This is a genomic window from Bradyrhizobium australafricanum (genome assembly GCF_020329495.1).
Taxonomy (GTDB): Bacteria; Pseudomonadota; Alphaproteobacteria; order Rhizobiales; family Xanthobacteraceae; genus Bradyrhizobium; species Bradyrhizobium australafricanum.
Genome location: NZ_JAGKJL010000032.1, coordinates 34,440 through 60,528, shown reverse-complemented (window position 1 = coordinate 60,528; position 26,089 = coordinate 34,440). Strand labels below are relative to the sequence as shown.

General features: G+C 65.5%; 21 protein-coding genes. 13 read left to right on the top strand and 8 right to left on the bottom strand.

Translation table 11 applies throughout. The features are described 5' to 3' along the window. Positions 1-191 precede the first annotated feature (191 nt). From J6525_RS26250 to J6525_RS26205, 10 genes are all read left to right on the top strand, one after another. Positions 192-1,598, top strand: a complete 1,407-nt coding sequence (locus J6525_RS26250; protein ID WP_057019998.1) for a M48 family metalloprotease — start codon at positions 192-194, stop codon at positions 1,596-1,598. A gap of 86 nt (positions 1,599-1,684) precedes the next feature. Continuing rightward, a complete protein-coding gene (locus J6525_RS26245) occupies positions 1,685-2,452 on the top strand; it encodes a DsbA family protein (RefSeq protein ID WP_016840097.1) in 768 nt (255 codons plus the stop codon). Positions 2,453-2,843: 391 nt separating this feature from the next. Next, positions 2,844-3,662 carry a DUF1236 domain-containing protein gene (locus J6525_RS26240; protein WP_225646830.1) on the top strand — a complete coding sequence of 273 codons (819 nt, stop codon included), beginning with the start codon at positions 2,844-2,846 and terminating at the stop codon, positions 3,660-3,662. 336 nt (positions 3,663-3,998) lie between these two features. Continuing rightward, complete coding sequence (aroQ, locus tag J6525_RS26235; protein WP_092084301.1) at positions 3,999-4,472, top strand: type II 3-dehydroquinate dehydratase; 474 nt, start codon at positions 3,999-4,001, stop codon at positions 4,470-4,472. 52 nt (positions 4,473-4,524) lie between these two features. Beyond that, a complete protein-coding gene (accB, locus tag J6525_RS26230; RefSeq protein WP_225646829.1) occupies positions 4,525-5,022 on the top strand; it encodes an acetyl-CoA carboxylase biotin carboxyl carrier protein in 498 nt (165 codons plus the stop codon). A gap of 24 nt (positions 5,023-5,046) precedes the next feature. Continuing rightward, positions 5,047-6,405, top strand: a complete 1,359-nt coding sequence (accC, locus tag J6525_RS26225; protein ID WP_028344933.1) for an acetyl-CoA carboxylase biotin carboxylase subunit — start codon at positions 5,047-5,049, stop codon at positions 6,403-6,405. Between the two features lie 99 nt (positions 6,406-6,504). After that, the gene (locus tag J6525_RS26220; protein ID WP_225646828.1) at positions 6,505-8,034 is read left to right on the top strand and encodes a sensor histidine kinase; all 1,530 of its coding nucleotides are present in this window, start codon (positions 6,505-6,507) and stop codon (positions 8,032-8,034) included. Continuing rightward, positions 8,031-8,471, top strand: coding sequence for a response regulator (locus J6525_RS26215; protein WP_092084305.1), 441 nt, complete (start codon positions 8,031-8,033; stop codon positions 8,469-8,471). The genes J6525_RS26220 and J6525_RS26215 overlap by 4 nt, the downstream gene beginning before the upstream one ends. Beyond that, positions 8,468-9,559 (top strand): sensor histidine kinase, encoded by a 1,092-nt coding sequence (locus J6525_RS26210; protein ID WP_092084307.1) that lies wholly within the window; start codon positions 8,468-8,470, stop codon positions 9,557-9,559. Before J6525_RS26215 ends, J6525_RS26210 begins: the two co-directional genes overlap by 4 nt. Positions 9,560-9,762: 203 nt before the next feature. Next, positions 9,763-10,398 (top strand): hypothetical protein, encoded by a 636-nt coding sequence (locus tag J6525_RS26205; RefSeq protein WP_225646827.1) that lies wholly within the window; start codon positions 9,763-9,765, stop codon positions 10,396-10,398. A gap of 25 nt (positions 10,399-10,423) precedes the next feature. Here the strand turns inward: J6525_RS26205 and J6525_RS26200 are convergent, their stop codons facing one another. The 7 genes from J6525_RS26200 to J6525_RS26170 all read right to left on the bottom strand — a co-directional run bounded on the left by J6525_RS26200 (position 10,424) and on the right by J6525_RS26170 (position 21,878). Continuing rightward, entirely contained in the window at positions 10,424-10,750 is a 327-nt protein-coding gene (locus J6525_RS26200) for a BA14K family protein (protein WP_225646826.1), read from the bottom strand. An 8-nt stretch (positions 10,751-10,758) separates the two neighbouring features. Then, positions 10,759-11,067 carry a hypothetical protein gene (locus tag J6525_RS26195; protein ID WP_225646825.1) on the bottom strand — a complete coding sequence of 103 codons (309 nt, stop codon included), beginning with the start codon at positions 11,065-11,067 and terminating at the stop codon, positions 10,759-10,761. Between the two features lie 8 nt (positions 11,068-11,075). Beyond that, positions 11,076-12,548: an efflux transporter outer membrane subunit gene (locus J6525_RS26190; RefSeq protein WP_225646824.1), complete on the bottom strand. Its 1,473-nt coding sequence runs from the start codon at positions 12,546-12,548 to the stop codon at positions 11,076-11,078. After that, positions 12,549-15,827, bottom strand: a complete 3,279-nt coding sequence (locus J6525_RS26185; RefSeq protein WP_225646823.1) for an efflux RND transporter permease subunit — start codon at positions 15,825-15,827, stop codon at positions 12,549-12,551. Positions 15,828-15,830: 3 nt separating this feature from the next. Beyond that, the gene (locus J6525_RS26180; protein ID WP_092084319.1) at positions 15,831-18,938 is read right to left on the bottom strand and encodes an MdtB/MuxB family multidrug efflux RND transporter permease subunit; all 3,108 of its coding nucleotides are present in this window, start codon (positions 18,936-18,938) and stop codon (positions 15,831-15,833) included. Next, complete coding sequence (locus J6525_RS26175) at positions 18,935-20,164, bottom strand: MdtA/MuxA family multidrug efflux RND transporter periplasmic adaptor subunit (RefSeq protein WP_225646822.1); 1,230 nt, start codon at positions 20,162-20,164, stop codon at positions 18,935-18,937. The genes J6525_RS26180 and J6525_RS26175 overlap by 4 nt, the downstream gene beginning before the upstream one ends. A 268-nt stretch (positions 20,165-20,432) precedes the next feature. Beyond that, positions 20,433-21,878, bottom strand: a complete 1,446-nt coding sequence (locus J6525_RS26170) for a DASS family sodium-coupled anion symporter (protein ID WP_225162515.1) — start codon at positions 21,876-21,878, stop codon at positions 20,433-20,435. Positions 21,879-22,101: 223 nt separating this feature from the next. Between J6525_RS26170 and aat the strand changes: the two genes are divergently transcribed. Then, entirely contained in the window at positions 22,102-22,782 is a 681-nt protein-coding gene (gene aat, locus J6525_RS26165; RefSeq protein WP_225646821.1) for a leucyl/phenylalanyl-tRNA--protein transferase, read from the top strand. A gap of 143 nt (positions 22,783-22,925) precedes the next feature. Here aat and J6525_RS26160 read toward each other — a convergent pair whose 3' ends face one another. Beyond that, a complete protein-coding gene (locus J6525_RS26160) occupies positions 22,926-23,927 on the bottom strand; it encodes a DUF2155 domain-containing protein (protein ID WP_225646820.1) in 1,002 nt (333 codons plus the stop codon). 246 nt (positions 23,928-24,173) lie between these two features. On the opposite strand from J6525_RS26160, the gene J6525_RS26155 reads away from it, so the two are divergent. Both J6525_RS26155 and lipP1 read left to right on the top strand, forming a co-directional pair. Then, positions 24,174-24,953 carry an SDR family NAD(P)-dependent oxidoreductase gene (locus J6525_RS26155; protein WP_225646819.1) on the top strand — a complete coding sequence of 260 codons (780 nt, stop codon included), beginning with the start codon at positions 24,174-24,176 and terminating at the stop codon, positions 24,951-24,953. A gap of 111 nt (positions 24,954-25,064) precedes the next feature. Further along, positions 25,065-26,006, top strand: a complete 942-nt coding sequence (lipP1, locus tag J6525_RS26150) for a LipP1 family hormone-sensitive lipase (protein ID WP_225646818.1) — start codon at positions 25,065-25,067, stop codon at positions 26,004-26,006. The last annotated feature ends 83 nt before the right edge of the window (positions 26,007-26,089 follow it).

The following is a 26,089-nucleotide window of genomic DNA, read 5'->3' as shown; positions in this document are numbered from 1 at the left end:
GTTCCCGTTACCGGCTGCCGCCCCAGACTGGCCGCATTCGGTGGCTCCTTATAACGCTTTCAGGCCAAGTGAATACCCGGTTCGCGTGAAGAAGAACTGCAAAAACAACAGACTGCGCCACGCGCCAAATCCGGTCGGGCCCGGCCCCCGGACTCGCGCCGGCGCGGCCAGTCATCGCCGATAGATCGCCCATGCTGTTCCGCCTCGCGCTTCGCACCAGGACCTTCAAGCTCACCGCGCTCATGACTGCGGTTGCGCTCGCGGTCGGCCCCGTGGTCCCTGCGCGAGCCCAGCAAAAAGGCCCGCCGGTGCTGCGCGACACCGAGTCCGAGCAGCTGTTGCGCGAATACACAAGGCCGATCCTGCGCGCCGCCGGTCTGGAGAAGCAGAACATCCAGATCGTGATCATCAACGACGGCTCGTTCAACGCCTTCGTCGCCGACGGCCGGCGCATCTTCGTCAATTACGGCGCGCTGCTGCAATCGGAGACGCCGAACCAGATCATCGGCGTGCTGGCGCACGAGACCGGCCACCTCGCCGGCGGCCATCTCGCCAAGATGCGCGAGCAGCTGGCGCAGGCCCAGACCCAGATGATCATCGCGATGCTGCTCGGCGTCGGCGCGCTGGCCGCGGGTGCGGGCGGCCGCGGTGGCGGCAACGGTCTCTCCAGCGCAGGCGCCGCGGCGATCTCGGCCCCGCAAGCGGTCATTCAGCGCACGCTATTGTCCTATCAGCGCCAGCAGGAAGAAAACGCCGACCGCGCCGGCGTCAAGTTCCTGAATGCGACCGGACAATCCGCCAAGGGCATGTACGAGACGTTCAAGCGCTTCACCGACGAGAGCCTGTTCGCCTCGCGCGGGGCCGACCCTTATCTGCAGTCGCATCCGATGCCGGTCGATCGCGTCTCCGCGCTGCAGGAACTGGCGCGCTCCAGCCCCTATTGGGACAAGAAGGACGATCCGGCGCTGCAACTGCGCCACGACATGATGCGCGCCAAGATCTCGGGCTTCATGGAGCGGCAGGACACGGTCTACCGCCGCTATCCGCTGTCCAACACCAGCCTGCCGGCGCGCTATGCACGCGCGATCACGACCTATCTGCACGGCGATCTGCGCTCGGCGATCGCGCAGATCGACGGCTTGATCCAGGTGCAGCCCAACAATCCCTATTTCCATGAATTGCGCGGCCAGGCGCTGCTCGAAGGCGGCCGGCCGGCCGAAGCCATCGCGCCGCTGCGCCGCGCAGTGCAGCTCTCCAGCAATTCGCCCTTGATCGAGATGCTGCTCGGCCAGGCGCTGGTCGCCTCGGACAACAAGGCCTACACCGACGAGGCGATCAACATGCTGCGCGCCGCGGTGGCGCGCGAGCCCGAGGCGCCGCTCGGCTATACCCAGCTCGCGATGGCCTATGGCCGCAAGGGCGACTATGCCCAGGCCGACCTCGCGTCGGCGCAGGCCGCCTATCTCCGCGGCGACACCAAGACCGCCCGCGACCTTGCGTCACGCGCCAAGACGCGGTTCGCGATCGGCACGCCCGGCTGGGTCAAAGCTGACGACATTGTGAGCGCCAAGCCCATGCCGGGTCAGAAAAACAACTAGAAATAAACCGCAGTTCCATACAACGATCACCGAAACCGGCTCACGGCCCCGCCGTATTTTGAGCCACCGCGAACAAGGATTTTGTCATGCCAGCGCTTCGTTTTCTTGCCCCTGCCCTGCTCGCGCTCGGCGTTTGCGCCGCGCCGCTTCCGGCGTCCGCGCAGAGCTTCACCGACACCCAGCGCGGCGACATCGAGACCATCGTGCGCAACTATCTGATCGCGCACCCGGAGGTGCTCGAGGAGGCGATGAACGAGCTGAGCAAGCGGCAGGCCGCCGCCGAAGCCGAGAAGCATGAGCAGAGCGTCGCCAAGAATGCCGACACCATCTTCAATTCGCCGCGCGGCGTCATGCTCGGCAACAAGGACGGCGACGTCACCTTCGTCGAGTTCTTCGATTACAATTGCGGCTACTGCAAGCGCGCGATGTCCGACATGCTCGATTTGATGAAGGCGGATCCGAAGCTGAAGGTCGTGCTGAAGGAATTCCCGGTGCTGAGCCAGGGCTCGGTCGAGGCCGCGCAGGTCGCGGTCGCCGTGCGCATGCAGGATCCGACCGGCAAGAAGTATCTCGATTTCCACCAGAAGCTGCTCGGCGGCCGTGGCGCCGCCGACAAGGCGCGCGCGCTAGCGGTCGCCAAGGAGGTCGGTCTCGACATGGCGAAACTCGAGAAGGATATGGCGAGCCCCGAGGTGAAGGCGACCATCGAGGAGAACTTCCGCCTCGCCGAATCCATGGGCATGAACGGCACACCGAGCTACGTGATCGGCAAGCAGGTCGTGATCGGCGCCGTCGGCGTCGACAACCTCAAGGAAAAGATCGGCATCGCCCGCTGCGGCAAGGCGACCTGCTGATCGCCGCTCCGACAGCGCTCATCGCGTACAAAATCCGGCTGCGATGCAGCCGGATTTTTTGTTGCCGCCACCGAACCGATTCCGCGCGGGTCGCAACCAAGGGCCGTCACCAACGACGCAAGTCGCGCGAAGCCGAAAATATAGCGCGACCTAATCTCGAGATCGAAGAGCATTTCGGCGGCTTCAATTTCGGCGGCGGCAACGGCCAGCTCGATCATGCGGGCGCGGAGTTCGACTGGGCCCGCGGTTGAAGCAGCCGCGCATTCATCTCGCGCGTTCATCGCGCATTCACCTCAAGAACAAACCGCAAGGAACCGCAAATCAACAGGAACATCGCACATGCTCTCCCGTTGTCGGCGCGGGCAATGCTGAAAAACGAGGAGGAATTACGATGTCTAACCGCTTTCTGATTTCGGTCGCGGCGGCGGCTTTGATCGCCGGCACCGGTTTCGCGAACGCACAGGGCGCCGGCGGCGCCAACAAGGAAACCGGGGCCGGTGGTGGTGCGACCACGCAGCAGTCTGCACCGTCCGGTGGCGCGTCATCGGGCACCATGCAGCATGACAAGAGCGGCATGAAGGGTTCCGAGCATTCGACGACCGGTGAGTCGAGCACCAAGGGAGCTGAGTCCGACAAGTCCGGCACGGCCACCAAGGGCGCGCAGGACAGTACCCAAAAGTCGAAGGGCATGAGCTCGGAGAACGAAGCGACCAAGGGCTCCAAGGAGGGCTCGAAGGACATGAAGGCCGAGGGTCGCGACAAGACCGGCAACATGAAAGCCGAGGAGCGTGACAAGAGCGGCAAGATGAACGCCGAGAGCCGCGACAAGAGCGGTGCCGGTGCCACGACCAACCAGAACGCTCAGACCAAGAGCCCGGCCGACCCCAACCGCGCGCAGACCAACGACACGAGCCGCACGCAGACGACGACCGGCAACGCGGCGACGTCGGCCACCGCGGCTCCGCCGGCCGAGAAGCGCACCCAGATCACGACCGCGATCAAGTCGGAGCACGTGACCGAAGCCACTAACGTGAACTTCAATGTGGCGGTCGGCACCCGCGTTCCGGCTGACGTTCACTTCTACCCGGTGCCGGAGCGGGTCGTGACGATCTACCCGCAGTGGCGCGGCTATCAGTTCATCCTGGTCAAGGGCCGCTACGTGATCGTGCAGCCTGAGACCCATGAGATCGTCTACATCATCGAGGGCTAAACCGGCCTCGGTGCGAGGGTGCCCAAACGGGCCCTCGCCTTCATCTCGACCCCGCCCCCTTCGGGGCGGGGTCTTGCTTTCGGCCGCACCCCGCATCACGCAGTGGATGGCGGGCCGGAGCGCCCGCCGAAGGCGGCTTCCGCAAGATTTGGTTAATCAGCATTTTCCGCAGGTTAGGACAGTCATCTAACAGGTCGGAGGAAGTTGTTGAAGACGTTCTGATTTCACCTAAAGACTTCCCCTTCGGCCGGTTGTTACCTATAACCCGGCCCACTCCACCCCTTGTCGGACCCCCTTCGGAACCTTTGGCTGGAACCCTTGGCAGGAAACTCTGGAATGGCTGCTGCCGGAACGATCTATGTGCTGAACGGCCCGAACCTCAATCTGCTGGGGACGCGCGAGCCGGAGACCTACGGCCATGCCACCCTCGCCGATGTCGAGAAGCTGTGCGCGGACACCGCACGCCAGTTCGGGCTGACCGCCGACTGCCGGCAGTCCAACCGCGAGGGTGAACTGATCGACTTCATCCATGAGGCCCACGCCAAGAAGGCGGTCGGCATCATCATCAACGCCGGTGGCTACTCTCATACCTCGATCGCGCTGCATGACGCGCTGGTCGCGGTCAAGATCCCCGCGGTCGAAGTTCACGTCAGCAACATCCACGCCCGCGAAAGCTTCCGGCACCACTCGTTCACTGCTAAAGCCGCCTTCGCGTCACTTTGCGGCTTCGGCATCGACGGCTACCGGCTTGCGATCATCGGCCTCGCCACCAGGATCGGCGTCAAGATCGACGCCAAGCCAAAGACTTAATCGTCAATCCTGACGTTCCCCGTCACCAGACAGAGATTTTGGATCACAGAGCATGGCGCGCCAGCCAGACGACAAATCAGCCGCAAAAAAGAACGACTCCAAGAGCGACGACAGCGCCCTCATTCGCGAGCTCGCGCTGCTGCTCGCCGAAACCAATCTGACCGAGATCGAGATCGAGCGTGCCGGCCTGCGTGTCCGTGTCGCGCGCAACATCAGCATCGCGGCCTCTGTGCCCGCGGCCTCCGTGGCGGGCGTTGCCGCACCGGCCGCCTTGGCCGTCCCGGTGGCTGCGGCTGCGACCGATCTCGCCAAGCACCCGGGCGCCGTGCCGTCGCCGATGGTCGGCACCGCCTATTGGGCGCCCGAGCCGGGCGCCAAGCCGTTCATTGAAATCGGCACCAAGGTCTCCGCCGGCCAGACGCTTCTGATCATCGAGGCGATGAAGACGATGAACCAGATCCCGTCGCCGCGCGCGGGCACCGTGACGCAGATTCTCGTCGAGGACGGCCAGCCGGTCGAATTCGGCGAGCCGCTCGTCATCATTGAATAGCTTCCGTCAACACCAGGCGCTGCGATGTTCGACAAGATCCTCATAGCCAATCGCGGCGAGATCGCGCTTCGCGTGCTGCGCGCCTGCAAGGAGCTCGGCATCTCGACCGTCGCGGTGCATTCCACCGCCGACGCCGACGCCATGCATGTGCGGCTCGCCGACGAGAGCGTGTGCATCGGCCCGCCGCCGTCGAAAGATTCCTATCTCAACGTGCCGGCGCTGCTCGCGGCCTGCGAGATCACCGGCGCCGACGCCGTGCATCCCGGCTACGGCTTCCTATCCGAGAACGCGCGCTTCGCCGAGATCCTCGCCGACCACAATCTGGGCTTCATCGGACCGAAGGCCGAGCACATCCGCCTGATGGGCGACAAGATCGAAGCCAAGAAGACCGCCAAGCGCCTCGGCATTCCCGTGGTGCCCGGCTCGGACGGCGCGGTGACCTCGGAGGCCGACGCGCTCGCGATCGGCAGAGACATCGGATTCCCGGTGCTGGTCAAGGCGGCGGCCGGCGGCGGCGGCCGCGGCATGAAGGTCGCCCACACCGAGGCCGACCTCGCGCTGGCGCTCTCGACCGCGGCCAACGAGGCCAAGTCGGCATTCGGCGACGCCTCGGTCTACCTGGAAAAATACCTGCAGAAGCCGCGCCACATCGAGATCCAGATTCTCGGCGACGGCCGCGGCGGCGCCATCCATCTCGGCGAGCGCGACTGCTCGCTGCAGCGCCGTCACCAGAAGGTCTGGGAGGAAGGCCCCTCGCCCGTGCTCGCGGCGGCGGCGCGCGCCAGGATCGGCGAGACCTGCGCCAAGGCGATGCGGGACATGAAATATCTCGGCGTCGGCACCATCGAATTCCTCTACGAGGACGGCGAGTTCTATTTCATCGAAATGAACACGCGCATCCAGGTCGAGCATCCCGTCACCGAAAGCATCACCGATATCGATCTGGTGCTGGAGCAGATCCGGATCGCCGCCGGCGGCGATCTTCCGGCCAAGCAGGACGACATCGCGATCATCGGCCACGCCATCGAGTGCCGCATCAATGCGGAGAACCCGCAGACCTTCCGTCCCTCGCCCGGACGGATCACGCAATTCCATCCGCCTGGCGGCCTCGGCGTGCGGATCGATTCCGCCGTCTATCAGGGCTATGTGATCCCGCCCTATTACGACTCGCTGGTCGGCAAGCTGATCGTGCACGGCAAGACCCGCGGCGAATGCCTGATGCGGCTGCGCCGGGCGCTGGACGAGATGGTGGTCGACGGGATCGAGACGACGCTGCCGCTGTTCCGCGCGCTGGTGCGCGAACCCGACATCATCGAGGGCGACTACCACATTCACTGGCTGGAGCAGTACCTCGCCGGTCAGCCATCCGACGCCGCAAAATAGTTCGGAACTCCGTGGAACCCAGCCCTTCCTCAAACGTACTATAGGGTTATTGGCTTTCCACGGGGACGCGTTGAATCCCACTCCCATAGCGAGATCGTCGTGACGGTCGTTTCACGACGCCGGTCGACGTTACAGATCCTCCTGCTGTCGGCGGGATTTTTCGTGCTGGTCGCGGTCAGCGTGGCGTCCGTCCTGCTGGTCAACAAGGCGCGCGAGGACAACGCCTGGGTGATTCACACCGTCGAGACCGACAGCCAGATTGCCAACCTGCTGCTCGACGTCAGGCGCGCCGAAAGCGCGGCCAGGGCGTATCTGCTGACATCAGCACCACAATACCTGTCCGAGTACCAGTCCGCGGCAGCCGGAGTCCCGGCCGCGCTCAACCATCTCCAGATGATGACCGTCGACAATCCGGCGCAGGTCGCCAATGCCGCGAAGCTCAAAGCCGCCGTCGAGCAACGGCTGGCCGAGTTCGCGCTCAGCATCGAGCGCGTCAAGAACAACGACACGGCGACCAGCATCGACGTCCTGCGCAAGACCACATCGACCGATGCGGTGGAAGCGATCGTCCGGATCGCCCGCGACATCCGCACCGAGGAGGATCGTCTGCTGGCGCTGCGCACCGCGACGGCGGACAAGACCCAGGTGCTCGCCTCCTCCGTCACGATCGCCGGCTCCTGCATGGTGCTGGCGCTCGCCGCTCTCTCGGTAGTACTGCTGCGGCGATCGTCGCGGGCGCGCGATGAGGCCGAGGCCAGGCTGCGCGACAGCAACGTCAATCTCGAAACCATCGTCGACGAGCGCACCTCCGACCTTCGCGAGGCCAACGAGGAAATCCAGCGCTTCGCCTATATCGTCAGCCACGATCTGCGCTCGCCGTTGGTCAACATCATGGGGTTCACCAGCGAGCTCGAGGAACTGCGCGGCGACATCTTCAAGCGCATCGCCACGCTCAATCGCGCCGCCTCGCTGGCGCCGGCGATGCCGGAAGACGCCACCGATGTGGCCGAGCCCGAGCTTGAAGGCTCCGACAAGCAGCTATCCGACGATTTCAACGAATCGCTCGGTTTCATCAAATCGTCGATCGCCAAGATGGATCGCCTGATCAGTGCGATCCTCAATCTCACCCGCGAGGGCCGCCGCGAGTTCAAGCCCGAACGCATCGATCTGGGCGAGCTGATCGACGGCATCGTCAAGACGATGGCTCACCAGGCCGTCGAGGCCAACGCGACCGTCGAGGTCGGCGCGCTGCCAAATATCGTCAGCGACCGCCTCGCGCTGGAGCAGATCTTTTCCAATCTGGTCGACAACGCACTCAAGTACCTCAGGAACGGCGTTCCCGGCGAGATTTCGATCGAGGGCCGCACCAAGCTCGGCTTCGCGATCTTCGAGGTCACCGACAACGGCCGCGGCATCGATCCGAAGGACCATCAGCGCATCTTCGATTTGTTCCGTCGCGCCGGAACCCAGGACAAACCCGGTCAGGGCATCGGGCTTGCCCATGTCCGCGCACTTGTGCGCAGACTGGGCGGCACCATGTCGGTAGCATCGGAACTTCACAACGGCAGCACCTTCACGATCACGCTGCCTATCAATTGGTCAGGCAAGAACCGGGACAAAGTGACATGAGTGATCCAGTCACCATCATCATGATCGAGGACGACGAGGGCCATGCCCGCCTGATTGAGCGGAATATCCGGCGCTCGGGTGTCAACAATGAGATCATCCCGTTCACCAACGGTACAGAGGCGGTCAACTACCTGTTCGGCAAGGATGGCAGCGCCGTCGAGCGCAAGGGCCAGGCCCTGCTGATCCTGCTCGATCTCAATCTGCCCGATATGACCGGCATCGATATTCTGAGGCGGGTCAAGGAGAACAAATATCTCAAGTCGACGCCGGTGGTCGTGCTGACCACGACCGACGACTCCCAGGAGATCAAGCGTTGCTACGAGCTGGGTTGCAACGTCTACATCACCAAGCCGGTGAACTACGAAAGCTTCGCCAACGCCATTCGTCAGCTTGGCCTGTTCTTTTCCGTGATTCAGGTGCCGCCGGCTTCCGTATGACCAGCGCAACGCCGACACTGCTCTACATCGACGACGACGCGGCGCTGGCGCGCCTCGTCGAACGCGGGCTGACGCGCGCGGGCTACAAGGTCGTGCACGCCGCTAGCGGCCAGGAAGGCCTCGACCGGCTCGCCCAGGGCGGCATCGACGTCGTCGCGCTCGATCAGTACATGCCCGGCCTCGATGGGCTGGAGACCCTGGAGCAGATCCTCAAGATACCGGACGCTCCGCCGGTGGTGTTCGTCACCGCGTCGCAGGATTCGGCGATCGCCGTCACCGCGCTGAAGGCCGGCGCGGCGGACTATCTGGTCAAGGACGTCAGGGGCGAGTTCATCCCCCTGCTCCAGGTCGCGGTGAACGGCGCGATCCGGCAGGCCGCGCTTCAGAAGGCACGCGACGAGGCCGAGGCCGAGGTGCACGCCTCGCGCGACCGCTATGCCGCGCTCGCCGCAGAGCGTGAGGTTCTGCTCCGCGAGGTCAACCATCGCGTCGGCAATTCGCTGCAGATCATTGCCTCGCTGCTGCATCTGCAGGCCAACTCCGCGACCCAGCAGGATGTGAAGGCCGCGCTCACCAACGCGATGGGGCGCGTCGCGGCCGTCGCACAGGTGCACCGCCGCCTCTACACCTCGCACGACTTCAAGACGGTGATGCTCAACCAGTATCTCGAGGCGCTGCTCGAGGATCTCCGGCGATCGGCTGAAGGCAACAAGATGTCGCGGCTGACCTTGAAGGCAGACCCGATCGAGATCGATCCCGACCGCGCGGTCGCGATCGGCATCATCGTCAACGAGCTGGTGATGAACGCCGTGAAATACGCCTATCCCGACGGCGCCGGCCCGATCCATGTCGAGCTGAAGCCGCAAGGCGACGATCTGCAGCTCGCGATCAGCGACGACGGGGTCGGCTTTTCCGACAAGGCCGATCCGCGCGGCACCGGCATGGGCCAGCGGATCGTCAGCGCGATGGCAGCCAAGCTCGATGCCAGCGTCGAGCGCGACCCCGGCCACAAAGGCACCCGCTTCGTGGTGCGGTTCGCCCGCGTCAGCCCGGCGCTCGACAAATCGACAAGCGCCGCCGCCAGCTAATGTCGCCAATTTCGGCAAATTCGATTGACTTGTCCGGTTCGCTTTAACGACTGCGTCATGCTGTTGATGAATCGCGGCGCGCCAGGCCTGACCGGTTAAGGAAGTTCTGGGCGTCCCTTGCGATGCTTGTGCCAACTGCTTGGCAGGAGCGGCACGCGATGTTCGGGCGCAGGCCAGTTTTTGGAAAGAAGCAAGAGACGACCTTGGGCGAGTTCAAGGAGACCGTGCGTCCGGCGCCGGGCGCCGACGGCGCGACGCCTGCTTTTCACAAGCAGCAGTGGGATCACCCATTGATCGGGTCGATGCTGCGCGATGCAGGCTTCGCGCCTGATGACGAAGCCAGCATCGTGCCGACGGCAGACAATCGCCTTGCCGTTTTCGCTGCGGCCAACAAGCGATTGCAAGACCGCACCGAGACCTTCAACCGCGACATGACGGCGCGGCACGGCCACTGCCACGCAGTGCCGTTCCTGGTCATCGACCAGAAGATCTGGGATGGACCGCATGGCGCATTCCTCTACGCGCAGATGGGGCTGATCGGCTACGACGAGTGGAACGTGATCATGCTGGCAGGCGACCCGCAGACCACGGCGTCATGCGGCCTGGCAGGCCATCCCGGCTTCCTTCCATCCGTGACGCAAGTCATGACCGAGCATGTGATCGCGTGGAAGGCGCGGCACAACGCCCTGCTCGAGACGTTCGGGATCACCGCGACCGGTGGCCGGGATATCCCGCATGAACAATACGAGATGGAAAAGGACACCCTGCGCAACGAAATCATCGACAAGGCCGGCTGGATGAAGCCGCGCATCATCGACGAGCTCTTGCGCAAGGCCTAGAGGCATCAAGCCTCGGCGAAGCGCCTCACTCGCGCCCGCCGCGGTGCCGGCGTGTGCGCTGCGGACGGCAGTCCTGACACGGTGCGCCAAACACGACCTGCGATGGATAGGGCTGCGCGGAATGCCACGGCGTCGAGCCGAACAGGCCGGCCGCACCGAACCCCGCGCTGAAGGGATCGGCCGCGAAATTGCCGGGGAAATAGCCGTTACTGCGAAAATCCCGGTCGTCGTCCCTGCCGTCGAAATACGCGCCGCCGGTGCTGCCGTAGCGCAGCGGCCGCTGCTGGGCCGACGCCGCGGCTACGCTGAGCGCGATGGCGGCGCAGGCGATCAGTCCTCTCATGGCAATCATGCAAACCCTCATTGCGGAAGGGTGCCCCAGTCGCCCTTCCAGGCGATCAGGCGTCCCTTGCCGAATTGCAGATAGAGCCCGTCGCTGCGCCTCGACAGCACGCTGCCCCTGACATTGGGCAGCGCGACGAACAATTCATTGCCCGGCGTGCCGCGCACGTAATTCAGGGGAACGCCGAGCGACCGGCTGGCCTGGTCGGCGCTCATGCCGAAGCCGAGCGGAACGCTGTTCGGTGGCCGCTGCTGCGCGCGGGACGCGCCGGTCGATGCGCCGAGCGCGATGACGAGGGCAACGAGGAGTGTCGCGAAACGCTGCATGGCCGACCTCATGGCACTGCCGCCGCCAGCGTACCGGCGGGCGTCCAGCCGCCGCCGAGCGCCTGGAACAGGCTGCTCGCCGCGAGCAGCTTGTTGAGCCGGACCGTAACCAGATTGTTCTCGGCGGTGAACAGCGTCTGCTGCGCCTGCAGCACCGTGATCAGGTTGACCGTACCGCCGCGCAGCTGCGTCTCGGCGACCTCGAACGCCTTGCGCGAGGCGGCGACGACGTCGGACTGCAGGCGCTCCTGCAACGTGTACTTCTGCAACGCGATCAACGCCTTCTCGACATCGGCGAAGGCCGACAGCACCGCCTTGCGATAGGCCTGCAGGTTTTGCAGCTGCTGGCCCTTGGCGAGCTTGAGCTGGCTCTCCAGCAGGAAGCCGTCGAACAGCGGCTGGGTCAGCCCGGCGGCGAGCGTGTAGTACCAGGCGCCCGGCGCAAACAGCGAGGCGAGCGCCGCGCTCTGGAAGCCGGTGGTGCCGGTCAGCTGGATCTGCGGAAAGAACGCCGCGCGCGCCGCGTCGACGCTGAAATTGGACGACGCCAGCTGCGCCTCGGCCTCGCGGACGTCAGGCCGCTGGTAGAGCAATTCCGACGGCAGTCCCGGCGTGACGCGCGGCACCGCGATCTGCGTGGTGGACCCGCCGCGCACCTTGAAATCGGCCGGCGCGCGCGCCACCAGCACGGCGAGCGCCGCGGTGTTCTGCCCGACCGTTACCTCGAGCGGCGGGATCGCCGCGCGCTGCGTGGCGACCAGCGCCTCCTGCTGCGACAGATCGAGCTGCGAAGCGGTGCCGCCCGCAAATTGCGACTTGATCAGCGCAAGGATGCGCTCGGCCGCCGCGAGGTTGCGGCGGGTGACCTTGATCTGGTCTTGCGCCGCCAGCAGCTGGAAATAGGTGTTGGCGACCGTCGCCATCGTGGTCAGCGCGACCACCTCGCGATTGTAGCGCGCGACGGTCGCGCTCTCCTCCGAGGCCGACAGCGTCGCGCGGTTCTTGCCCCAGAAATCGACGATGTAGCTTGCGCTCAGCCCGAGGCTGTACTGCGAGAAGGTACCGCTGGTGCCGAGCGACGAACTGGACCCTGTTGCCACACGCTGACGCTCGGCATTCGCCGATCCGGAGATGGATGGCAGCAGCGCGGCGCCGGACACGCCGACCTGGGCGTCGGCCTGCACGATCTGGGCGATCGCCACCGCGATGTCGAGATTGTAGAGCTGCGCGGACTCCATCAGCCCGGTCAGCTCGGGCGAGCGGAAGCCGCGCCACCAGGCAAGCGCCGGAACAGCCGCGTCGGCATCGCCTTTGGCCGCAGTCTTGTAGCTCGCCGGCACTTCGAGGCTGAGCTCCGGCTTCTCCGCCCCGGGAATACAGCCGGACAGACCGAGGCTGAGGCCGCCGAACGCCGCCACGCGCAGAAACCGGATCGGCTTGCGCATCAACTGAAGATTTCGCAACGCTGTACCTGTCGGCATTTACTCGCCCGGTTGAAGTGAGGAGCCCGGCGTCCGCATCGCGCCGCCGCGGCGCGCGCGCTGGGCCCACAGGCGGAACCGGTCGAGATAGAGGTAGATAACCGGCGTCGTGTAGAGCGTGAGGACCTGGCTCAGGATCAGGCCACCGACGATGGCGATGCCGAGCGGCTGCCGCAGCTCGCCGCCGTCGCCCATGCCGATCGCCAGCGGTACCGCCCCGAGCAGCGCGGCCATCGTCATGATGGGGCGGAAGCGCAGCAGGCAGGCCTCCCGGATCGCCTCGAGCGGCTCCAGCCCGCGCCTGCGTTCCGCCTCCAGCGCAAAGTCGATCATCATGATGGCGTTCTTCTTCACAATGCCGATCAGCAGGATGACGCCGATCAGCGCCATGATACTGAACTCGGTCTTGAATGCCATCAGCGCCAGCAAAGCGCCCACACCCGCCGAGGGCAATGTGGACAAGATGGTCAGCGGATGGACGTAGCTCTCATAGAGCACGCCCAGCACGATGTAGATCGCTACCAGCGCCGCCAGGATCAGGAACGGCTGGTTGCTCAGCGAGTCCTGGAACGCCTTGGCGGTACCCTGGAAGGTGCCGCGGATCGTGGCCGGGACGCCGATCCGGTTCATGGTCGCCTCGATGCTGCCGACCGCCGTGCTCAGCGACACATTCGGCGGCAGGTTGAACGAGATGGTGTTGGCGACCAGCAGGCCCTGGTGATTGACCGCAAGCGGCGTCGCGCCCTGCTTGAACGCAGCAACTTCCGACAGCGGGATCATGGTCTCGCTGCTGGTGGAGACGGCCGATCCGGTCGAGGCCACCCCCTTCCCGGTCGAACCGATCGAATTGGTGGCCTGGTTGCGCGCGGCCTGGGCGTTGGCCGCACTTGCCGCACTCGAGCTGCCTGGGGCGACGACCGTGCCCGCCACCGCGTTGGTCGATTGCGAGCCGCCGACCGAACCGCCGGACGTGCTGACATAGACGTCCTTCAGCGTCTCCGGATTCTGCCAGTAGCGCGGCGCGACCTCCATGATGACGTGATACTGGTTGCGCGCGACATAGATCGTCGACACCTGCCGCTGGCCGAAGGCGTCGTAGAGGGTGTTGTCGATCTGGCTCACCGTGATGCCGAGCCGGGCCGCGGCGTCGCGGTCGATCACGAGATCGGATTCCAGGCCCTTGTTCTGCTGGTCGCTGTTGACGTCGGCGAGATCAGGATCGCGCTGCAGGGCCGCCGCGATCTTCGGCGTCCATTCATTGAGCTCCTCCAGCGTCGATCCCTGCAGCGTGTACTGATACTGCGCGTTCGAGGCCCTGCCCCCGACCCGGATGTCCTGCACCGCCTGCAGGAACAGGCTCGCGCCCGGCACCACCGACATCTCGCGGCGCAGCCGCGCGATCACGCCGTCGGCGCCGATCTTGCGCTCATCGAGCGGACGCAGCGAAACGAACACGAAGCCGGAATTGGTCTGCCCGCCGCCGGTGAAGCCGACCGCCGTCTCCACCGCCGGATCGCGCTTGATGATACCGACGAACTGCGCGAGCTTCTGCTGCATCAGCTGGAACGACACGCTCTGGTCGGCCTGGATCGAGCCGACCAGCCGGCCGGTGTCCTGCTGCGGGAAGAAGCCTTTCGGGATCACGTCGTAGAGATAGAAGTTGAGGCCGAACACCGCCGCCAGGATCAGCATCACCGACAGAGGATGCGCCAGCGCCGCGGTCAGCGTTCTGCGGTAGAAGTTCAGCATCGCCTCGAAGAACCGCTCGCTCGCCCAATAGAGCCGGCCATGGCCGCCGGCGTCCGGCTTGAGCAGCACGGCGCACATCATCGGCGTGGTCGCCAGCGAGACCGCGAGCGAGATCAGGATCGAGATCGAGATCACCATCGCGAACTCGCGGAACAGCCGCCCGACGATGCCGGCCATCAGCAGGATCGGGATGAACACCGCGATCAGCGAGATGCTCATCGACAGCACGGTGAAGCCGACCTCGTTGGCGCCCTTCAGCGCCGCCTCGAGCGGGCTCAGGCCGTCCTCGATGTAACGGGTGACGTTCTCCAGCACCACGATGGCGTCGTCGACCACGAAGCCGGTCGCGACCGTCAGCGCCATCAGGGAGAGATTGTCGAGGCTGTAGCCGAACAGGTACATCGCCCCGAAGGTCGCGACCAGCGACACCGAGACCGCCACCACCGGAACGAAGGTGGCGCGCGCATTGCGCAGGAACGCGAACACAACGATGATGACCAGCAGCACCGCCAGAACCAGGGTTCGTTCGACGTCCCGGAGCGAGGTGCGGATGGTGGTCGAGCGGTCGACCGCAAAGCCGATGTCGATCGCCGGCGAGACCGATGCCTGCAGCTGCGGCATCAGCCCCTTCACGAGGTCGACGGTACTGATGATGTTGGCGTTCGGCTGCCGGTAGAGGATGATCAGCACCGCCGGCTTGCCGTTGGCGAGCCCGGCATTGCGCAAATTCTCCACGCCGTCGGCCACCTCGCCGACGTCGGAGAGATGAACCGGCGCGCCGTTGCGGTAGGCCACGATCAGCGACTTGTAGTCGTCGGCCTTGTTGGCCTGGTCGTTGGCATAGACCTGGTAGCGCTGGTCGCCGACGTCGATGCCGCCCTTGGGGCTGTGGGCGTTGGCGCTCGACAGCGCCGCGCGGACGTCTTCCAGCCCGATGCCGTATTTGTAGAGCGCCTGCGGGATCAGATCGACGCGCACGGCCGGCAGCGAGCTGCCGCCGACCACGACCTCGCCGATGCCCTCGACCTGCGACAGCTTCTGCGCCAGCACCGTGGAGGCGGCATCGTAGAGGTCGCCGCGCGTCAGCGTATCCGACGTCAGCGTCAGGATCAGGATCGGCGCGTCGGCCGGGTTGACCTTGCGGTAGGTCGGATTGCTGCGCAAGCTGGTCGGCAGGTCGGCCCGCGCCGCATTGATCGCGGCCTGCACGTCGCGCGCCGCGCCGTTGATGTCGCGGTTCAGCCCGAACTGCAGCGTGATGCGGGTCGCGCCCACCGAGCTCGACGACGTCATCTCGGTGACGTCGGCGATCTGGCCGAGATGTCGCTCGAGGGGACTTGCGACCGTGGTCGCGACATCCTGCGGGCTGGCGCCGGGCAGCGTCGCCTGCACCGAGATGGTCGGGAAATCCACCTGCGGCAGCGGCGACACCGGCAGCTTGAAGAACGCGACAATGCCGGCCGCCGCGAGCCCGAACGTCAACAGCGTCGTTGCCACCGGCCTACGGATGAAGGGCGTTGACGGATCCATGGCTCAACGCGACCCGCTCGCCTCGCCGATCTCGTCCGCCCGCCCGGCAAATCGCAGCGCGAGGCGATCGAACCAGAGGTAGATCACCGGTGTCGTGAACAGGGTCAGCAGCTGGCTCACCAGGAGGCCGCCGACGATCGAAATGCCGAGCGGATTCCGCAGCTCGGACCCCGCGCCGCTGCCGAGCATCAGCGGCAGCGCGCCGAGCACAGCTGCCATCGTCGTCATGATGATCGGCCGGAACCGCAGCAGGCAGGCCTGATAGATCGCCTCCCGCGGCGGCTTGCCCTCGTTGCGCTCGGCATCGAGCGCGAAGTCGATCATCATGATCGCATTCTTCTTCACGATGCCGATTAGGAGGATGATGCCGATGATTGCGATGATGGTGAGATCCTGTCCGGCCATCATCAGCGCCAGCAGCGCGCCGATGCCCGCGGAAGGCAGTGTCGAGAGGATCGTCAAAGGATGGATGAAGCTCTCATAGAGCACGCCGAGCACGATATAGACCGTGATGATCGCGGCCAGGATCAGAAACAGCTGGTTGGACAGCGAGGACTGGAACGCCAGCGCCGCGCCCTGGAAGCTCGTGATCATGCCGAGCGGCTGGTTGATGTCAGCCTGGGCCTGCTTGATCGCCGTCACCGCCCCGCCGAGCGAGGCGCCGGGCGCGAGATTGAACGAGACGGTCGCCGACGGGAACTGGCCGAGATGCGAGATCTGCAGCGGCGCGGTCTCCACCCGCATCTTGGCCATGACCGACAGCGGCACCGGCGTCGAGCCCACCGATGACGGCAGATAGATCGACGACAGCGAGTCCAGCGACGTCTGCAGCGACGGATCGGCTTCCAGGATCACGCGGTACTGGTTCGAATTGGTGAAGACGGTCGAGACGATGCGCTGGCCGTAGGAATCGTACAGCGCGTTGTCGATCGTCGCCGGCGTGATGCCGAACCGCGCGGCCTGGTCGCGGTCGATGTCGACGAACACCGAAAGCCCCTGCGCCGAGATATCGCTGGTGACGTCGCTGAGCTCGGGCAATTCCCGGAGCTTGTCGACCAGCTTCGGCGTCCATTCCGCAAGCTCGTTCGGATCGGCATCCTGCAGGATGAACTGGTACTGCGTCCGGCTCACCGTGCCTTCGATGGTGAGGTCCTGCACCGGCTGCATGTAGAGCGTGATCCCGGTCAGCGCCGCCGTGCTCGCCTTGATCCGGTCCATGATCGTCGAGACATTGGCCTTGCGCTGCTCATGCGGCTTCAGATTGATCAGGATGCGGCCGCTGTTCAGCGTGGTGTTGGTGCCGTCGACGCCGATGAACGATGACAGGCTCTGCACGTCCGGATCCTTCAGGATCGCGCTGGCGAGCCGCTGCTGCCGCTCGGCCATCGCCGCATAGGACACCGATTGCGGCGCCTCGGAGATCGCCTGGATCACGCCGGTGTCCTGCACCGGAAAGAAGCCCTTGGGAATGACGACATAGAGCAGGGCCGTGAGACCAAAGGTGGCGAGCGCGATCAGCAGCACAAAGGTCTGCCGATCCAGCACCCAGTTGAGCATCCGGGCGTAGATCGCGATTACGGCATCGAAGCCTTCGCGGCTCAGCCGCTGGAAGGTGTTTTCCCGCGCCATGGCCTCCGGCTTCAGCAGCTTCGCACAGGCCATCGGCACCAGGGTCAGCGACACCACGGCCGAGATCAGGATCGTGACCGACAGCGTGATGGCGAATTCGCGGAACAGGCGGCCGACGACGTCGCCCATGAACAGCAGCGGGATCAGCACCGCGATCAGCGATACCGTCAGCGAGATGATGGTGAAGCCGATCTGCTCCGACCCTCGCAGCGCCGCCTCGAGCGGCGACTCGCCCTCCTCGATGTAGCGCGAGATGTTCTCGATCACGACGATCGCGTCGTCGACCACGAAGCCGGTCGCGATCGTCAGCGCCATCAGCGACAGATTGTTCAGGCTGAAGCCGAACAGGTACATCGCGCCGAGCGTGCCGACCAGCGAGAGCGGCACAGACAGGCTCGGGATCAGCGTGGCGCGGGTCGAGCGCAGGAACACGAAAATGACAAGCACGACCAGGATCACGGCAAGCGACAGCTCATATTCGACGTCGCGCACCGAGGCCCGGATCGTGACGGTGCGGTCGGTCAGGATGTTGACGTCGATCGCGGCCGGCAGCGTCGCCTGCAGCTGCGGCAGCAGGTCCTTGATGCCCTGCACCACCGAGATCACGTTGGCGCCGGGCTGGCGCTGGATGTTGAGGATGATCGCCGGCGTCTCGTTCATCCAGGCGCCGAGCTTGTCGTTCTGCGCGCCGTCGACGACGTTGCCGACGTCGCTGAGGCGGACCGGCGAGCCGTTCTTGTAGGCGATGATCAGCGAGCGGTAGTCGCTGGCATTGCGGATCTGGTCGTTGGCATTGATGGTGTAGGCGCGCATCGCGCCGTCGAAGTTGCCCTTCGGCGTGTTGACGTTGGCGTTGCCGAGCGTGGTGCGGAGATCGTCGATGTTGAGGCCATAGGCCGCGAGCTTGCGGATATCGGCCTGGATGCGCACCGCGGGCCGCTGGCCGCCGCTGATGCTGACGAGGCCGACGCCGGGCAGCTGCGAGATCTTCTGCGCCAGCCGCGTATCGACGAAATCCTGCACCTGGGTCAGCGGCATGGTCTTCGAGGTCAGGCCGAGGGTCAGGATCGGTGCATCGGCCGGATTGACCTTGGCGTAGATCGGCGGCGCCGGCAGGTCCGACGGCAACAGATTGCCCGCGGCATTGATCGCGGCCTGCACCTCCTGCTCGGCGACGTCGAGCGAGATCGACAGGCCGAACTGCAGCGTGATCACGGACGAGCCCGCCGAGCTTACCGAGCTCATCTGGGTCAGATTCGGCATCTGGCCGAACTGCACCTCGAGCGGCGCCGTCACCGACGAGGTCATCACGTCGGGGCTGGCGCCGGGATAGAAGGTCTGCACCTGGATGGTCGGATAGTCGACCTCCGGCAGCGCCGCGACCGGGAGAAATCTGAACGCCAGCATGCCCGACAGCATGATGGCGATCATCATCAGGGTCGTCGCTACCGGCCGCAGGATGAATGGCCGCGACGGGTTCATTTCTTCTGCCCGTCCTCGGACCGCTTGTGGTGGCCGCCTCCGGGATCCGCGCCGTCCTTACTATCTCCCTTGCCGTCTCCCTTCGCGGCCCCGTTCGCCGCCCCCTTGGCCGCAGCGGCAGGGTTCGCGGCGTCAGTGGCGGAGCGCACGACCACCTTCGCACCCTCGCGCAGCTTGTCGGCGCCGTCGATCACGATGCGATCGCCGGCCACGAGCCCGGACAGCACCTCGACCCGGTCGCCGTCGGTGACGCCGAGCTTGACCGGCCGAACCGAGACCGTGCTGTCGGCGTTGACGAGATAGACGAAGGTGCCGGGGACACCGCGCTGGATACCGGCGGTCGACATCGTCGTCGCATCCTTGTGGGTATCGAGCAGCAGGCGCACGTTGACGAACTGGTTCGGATAGAGCGTGCGCTTGTCGTTCTCGAACTGCGCGCGCAGCTTGATGGTGCCGGTGGTCGCATCGATCTGGCTGTCGAAGGTCTGCAACGATCCCTCGGCGAGCTTGTTGGCGCCGCTGCGGTCATAGGCCGCCGTCGGCAGCACCGCGCCCTCCCTCAACCGCTTCGAGACCGCCTGCAGATTGTCCTCCGGCAGCGTGAACAGCACGCTGATCGGCTCGAGCTGCGTGATCACAACGAGGCCGTTGGTATCGCCGGGCGTCACATAGTTGCCGAGATCGACCTGGCGCAGTCCGACGCGCCCGTTGATCGGCGACACGATGTGACAATATTGCAAATTCACCTCGGCCGACTTCACCGAGGCGCGATCGGCCTCCACCGTGCCCTGATACTGCGCGACCAGCGCGACCTGGGTGTCGAGCGTCTGATGCGGCACGGCGTTCTGCGCGGCGAGGTTCTGGTAGCGGGTGAGATCGACCTGGGCGCCCTTCAGCTGCGCCTCGTCGCGGGCGAGCTGTCCCTTGGCCTGCGCCAGCGTCGCCTCATAGGGGCGAGAATCGATCTCGGCGATCAGGTCGCCCTTCTTGACCTCATCGCCCTCCTTGAAATCGATCTTCATCAGATAGCCGCTGATCTGGCTCCTGATCGTCACCGTCGCGAGCGACGTCACGGTGCCGAGCGCATTCAGGCTGACGCCGATATCGCCCTTGCCGATCGTCTCCGGTACGATCGACATCGGCCCGGCGTTGCGCCCGCCACCGGCCTGCGGCGGCGCGGCCTGCTGCCGCGTCCACCAGACGATGCCGGCCAGCACCGCCAGCACGAGACATCCCGTCAGAAACCCCCGCCAACGCGATCCTCGCCTGGTTCGCTCGGGCGCCACAATCGACGGGTCTTTGATCTGCTGGTCCATAACCTGCCCACGAAGAAACACGAATGAGCTCGCGCGGCTCTATGTGTCCCCTGAACTCCGCGCGCGCCACATCCGACGAAGCATTTTGAAGGCTTCTGCCGGACAAAGCGCGTTAAGAATTGTAAAGGATAGCGGCTCTTCCCGGTCGGCCGCTGTTTCTCGCTGGATTGTGGCTATTTTACCCGATCATTTGTAACCAGGGCAACACGATCAGCAACAATCCGGCAAAGTAGATCAGGCCGAAGATCAGCCCGAATTTCCAGAAGTCGCCTTTGCCGATATAGCCGCTGCCGTAATACATCGGCGCCGGTCCCGTGGCATAGGGCGAGATCACGCCCATCAGGCCCAGCGAATACACGCAGAGCAGCATCAGGGTCTGCACCGACAGGCCGGGAATGCTGGAGCCGACGGCGAGCACCACCGGCAGCACCGCGGCGGTATGCGAGGTGATGCTCGAGAAGAAATAGTGGATCCAGAAGAAGAAGGTGACGAGCAGGATCATCCCGACCATCGGCGACGTGCCGGAAAGCGGCTTGGCATAACCCTCGGCCACCCATTTGATGAAGCCGATCTCGTTGAGGCCGGACGACAGCGTGAGCAGCGAGGTGAAATAGAAAAATACCTCCCACGCACTCTTCTCCGCGACGATGTCCTCGAACGCGATCACGCCGGTCAGCAGCATCAGCGAGATCACGACGAACACGACCGTGGTCGCGTTGATGAAATTCGAGCCGAGCAGCGGCACGCTGATGTTGGGGTTGGAGCCGCAGATCCACAGGAACATCGCGAGCACCACCAGCACCGCCATGATCCATTCGTGCCGCGACGGCGGCCCCATCTTGGCGAGCTCGCCCTCGCTCCAGGTCACGATCTCCGGGCTCTCCTTGATCTCGGGCCGGCAGACCAGATAGCTGAGCAGCGGCACCAGCAGCAGCAGGAGGATCCCGAGCGGCGCGAAGCCGATGAACCATTGCGACCAGCCGACCTCGATGTTGACGAGCTTCTTGGCGATCGAGAGCGCGGCGGCGTTCGGCGCCAGCGCGGTCAGGAACAGCGAGCTGGTGACGGCCGTGGTCGCGAACGCGGTCCACATCACGAAGGTGCCGATCTTGCCCGCGGTCGGGCCGGGCTCGGAGCCGTAGATGCGCGGGATATTGCTGACGATCGGATAGATGGTGCCGCCCGAGCGCGCGGTGTTGGACGGCGTCGCCGGCGCCAGCACCAGATCGGAGAACGCCACCGCATAGCCGAGCCCGATGGTGCGGCGGCCGAGGCCGCGCACCAAGAGCAGCGCCAGCCGGCGGCCGAGCCCGCTCTTGCGATAGCCGATCGAGAACACGAAGGCGCCGACGATCAGCCACACCGTGCTCTCGGAAAAGCCGCCGAGCATCCAGCGCAGCGATTTGTTCGGGTCGTGCTCGACATAGCCGCCGATGCCGGCGACCGTCAGGCCGATCAGACCGACCGCGCCGACCGGCATCGATTCGAGGATCAGCCCGGTGATCACGGCGGCGAACACCGCGAAATAGTGCCACTGGTTGGCGTTCAGCCCCGAAGGCACCGGGACCAGATAGATCACCAGCCAGACCAGCAGCGGCGCAAACGTCCGCCATGACCATTTCATGCAGCGTCCCCCTCACCTGTGTCGATTGTCGGGCGCGCAAGCCACCGTGTCCCGGCAGCGCCGCCATGTTTTTGTTGCAATCTAGCACGACCGCGCAGTCCGTCTCGGGAAACTGCTGCGGAACGGCGCGGCTTGTGGAGGAACCGGCGCGTTTCGTCAACACGTAGCGTCCCGGTGGCAGCCCCCATCGCAAGACCGCCCGCGCTTTGCTATCCTTGGCGCTATGACGTCACGCGACTCCGCCTCCTCCGAGATCACGCCCGAGGTGCTGCTGCGCGCCTATGCCTGCGGCATCTTCCCGATGGCGGAGAGTGCCGACGATCCGACCCTGTTCTGGGTCGAGCCGGAATTGCGCGGCGTGATTCCGTTCGACGGCTTCCGCGTCGCTTCCCGCCTGGCGCGCACCGTGCGCTCGGATGTCTTCACCGTCACCGTCGATACCGCGTTCAAGGCCGTGATCGCCGGTTGCGCGGCGCCGCAGCCCGGCCGCGACGACACCTGGATCAACAGGCGCATCCGCGATCTCTATGTCGGGCTGTACGCGTCGGGCCATTGCCACAGCGTCGAGGTCTGGCAGGACGACAATCTGGTCGGCGGGCTCTACGGCGTCAGCCTCGGCCGCGCCTTCTTCGGCGAAAGCATGTTTCACACCACGCGCGATGCATCGAAGGTCGCGCTGGTGCATCTGGTGGCGCGGCTGATCGCGGGCGGGTTCGAACTGCTCGACACGCAATATGTGACGGAGCACCTGAGGACGTTCGGCGCGATCGAGATCTCGCGCCGCCGCTATCGCACGCTGCTCGACAAGGCGATCACGGGCGCGCCGGCGGATTTCCGCAAGCTCGACGCCACCCAGCCGGTCAAAGGTGCCGATGCGCTGGCAATCATCGCCGAGCGCAATTGATCTAGCAGTGCATGTAGCCCGGATGCAGCCAACGGGTCGCGCGAACGCGCGCCCGATGACAGGCTCCGCGCAATCCGGGAAAGTCTCTCCGCGGAGAGAAACCCGGATTTCGCTTTCGCTCCATCCGGGCTACGCCGTGCTTGCTAGTTCCCAAACAATCCGCCGAACAACCCGCCCGGCCGCTGCTGTTGCTGGGGCGGCGGAGGCGGCTGCTGCTGGTATTGCGGCAGCGGCTGCGGCGGCGGGCGCGGCGCGGCCTGCTTCGGCGGCGCGCGCTTCTGGGCCGGCGGCGGCGGAGGCGTCGGCGCCTTCGGCGGATCGGGCGCGGCGGTCACGATGGTCTGATCCGGCCCTTTGCAGTCGGTCAGCCAGATGTCGTAGATCGGATGCTCGACGCCGTGCAGGCCGGGACTCGCCGCGAACATCCAGCCCGAGAAGATCCGCTTCACCTCGCCCTGCAGCGTGATCTCGTCGACCTCGACAAAGGCGTCGGTGTTGGCGGCTTCCGTCGACGGCCTCGTGTAACAGGCATCGGTCTTCACCCGCAGCGCGCCGAACTGCACGGTCTCGCCGATATCCTCGTCGAAATTGATGATGCGCCCGGTGATCTTGTCGAGACCGGAGAAGCTCGCCTTCTTGTTGGTGATCTTGGTCGACGGCGGCTCCTGCACGACCTCGTCGCCCGGCTGCAACGTGGCAGGCGTCTGCGGCGGGGTGCCCTGGGGCGTCCCCTTGGGACGCTGCCCCGGCGGCAGCGGGTTGGCACCGGGCGGCGTATTGGCAACGGCGGGACCGCCGGGTTGCGGCGGCTGCACGGCGACACCGGGCTGGGTGCCCTGCGGAGCCACCGTCGAGCCGGGCGGCGGCGCCAGCGGCTGCGACTGCACGCTGCCGGGCGGCGGCACCGCCTGGCCTGGCGGCAGCGCCCGCGGCTGTGTCGGCAGCAGACGGCCGCGCGGTAATTCCGGCACTTCCTCGTCGTCGTCGCTGGGAGGAGCCGGCTGACCACGCGGGATCGAGCCGGGCGGACGCGGCGCGGGATCGGAGAAAATCGTTCCGATCTGCGCGCGCGCGGGCGGCGCAAGCGAGATGGTTGAGGCGGCAACCAGGGCCGCAAAGCCAGTCAGGGCAACGGTTCGAAGCATCTCGCGCGGCTTTAAAGGGCGAATCGGGCTCGCGACAGTCTACCTTGATATCGGCCGCTCGCAGGCCACCGGTTAACACGCCGAATACGGCGGGGAAAGGGCACCCGGCCACCTCTCCCCGGTCGACTGGGCAGCCTCTGGTCACTCCTGGGAACACGTGTGATAGTCCTCACGCTGAAGGCACGCGGCCACGCGTGAAAACCAGGAAAATCCGGATCGAACCGGACCAGCCAGAGGAAACCCACCATGCCCGATCGCATCAGGCTCGACGGCCGGGTCGCCGTCGTCACCGGGGCTGCCGGCGTCATCGGAACCGCCTCGCTCCAACTGCTCGCCGAACGGGGTGCGCGGATTGTCGCAGTCGACCGCAAGGGCGCCGATCTCAAAGCCGCCATCAAGGACCTGCCCGCCTCGGCCGAGGCCCTTGCAATCGAAGCCGACGTCACCGACGAGGACGAGGTCAAGGACTATGTCCGCGCCGCAGTCGACCGCTTCGGCACCATCGATGCCTTCTACAACAACGCCGGCGTCGAGGGCGACATCAGGCCGATCCCCGAATATTCGCTGGAGAGCTTTCGCCGGGTGCTCGACGTCAATGTCGTCGGCGTCTTCCTCGGCATGAAGCATGTGCTGCCTGTCATGCTGAAGCAGAACAAGGGCAGCATCATCAACACCGCCTCGATCGCCGGCCTCGTGGGATCGCCGATGATCGCGGTCTACAGCGCGAGCAAGCACGCGGTGATCGGGCTGACCAAGAGCGCGGCCTGGGAATGCACCGGCACCGGCGTGCGGGTCAATTGCGTCTGCCCCGGTATGATCGAGAGCCGGATGCTGAGCACGATCCTGCAGGGCCGCTCCGGCGGCAACGCGCCGCCGCCGATCGAGAAGATCGTCGACCGCATCCCGGCGCGCCGGCTCGGTCTCGCAAGCGAGGTCGCCTCCGTCGTCGCTTTCCTTGCCTCCGACGAGGCGAGCTACGTCTCCGGCTCCGCCTACACCGTCGACGGCGGCCGCACCGCCGCCTGACACAACCGTCATTCCGGGATGGTGCGCAAGCACCAGACCCGGAATCTCGAGATTCCGGGTTCGATGCTTCGCATCGCCCCGGAATGACATCACCAAAAGAAGGTCCTCCCAATGCCCGTCGCTCTCGATCCCGATGCCGCTGCCGTCTACAAGGCGTTCCAGGAGGCCGGCCGTCCCGCCTATGAGACGCTGACCGCGCCGGAAGCGCGCGACTATTATCGAGCCGCCCGCGTCGTCTCCAATCCCGAGCCGCCCGCGCTGCAATCGAGCAAGCCGCTCGCGATCCCGGCGCCGCACGGCACGATCCCTGCCCGCATCTACACGCCGAACACGCTGCGCAAGAAAGACGGGCTCGCGCCCTGCCTGGTGTTCTTCCACGGCGGCGGCTGGGTGATCGGCGATCTCGATACCCATGAGGTGGTTTGCCAGAAGCTTGCCCATGAGGGCGAGCTGATCGTGATCTCGATCGATTATCGCCTCGCGCCCGAGCATCGTTTCCCTGCCGCGGTCGATGACGCCGTCACCGCTACCCGATGGGTCGCCGCCAATGCCGGGGATCTCGGCATCGACGCCGCGCGCCTGATCGTCGGCGGCGACAGCGCCGGCGGCAACCTCGCGGCCGTGGTCGCCCTCACCGCCCGCGACGGCGGGCCGAAGCTCGCGGCCCAGCTGCTGATCTATCCCGCGACCGATTTCTCGCGGAAGCATCCCTCACACCGCGAGCCAGAGACCAGCATCCTCCTGACGCACTCGGTGATCGGCTGGTTCGCCAACCATTATCTCGGCGACGCCGACAACAACGACTGGCGTGCCTCGCCGGCGCGCGCGAAGGACTTTGCCGGATTGCCGCCGGCCTATGTGCTGACCGCCGGCGCCGATCCGCTCCGCGACGAAGGCGACGAGTATGCGAAATTCCTCAAGGACGCCGGCGTGCCGGTGACCTACCGGCATTTCCCCGGCCAGTTCCACGGCTTCTTCACCATGGGCAAGCTGCTCAATCAGGCCAATATCGCGGTGACCGAGATCAGCGCCTGGCTGAAGACGCTGGGCTAAGCAATCGGATCGGCGGCGACGTGCCTGGCGTCATTCCCCGATCGGGGCTCGCGAGCCCGTTGCGGCGTTAGCGCGCCTTGAAG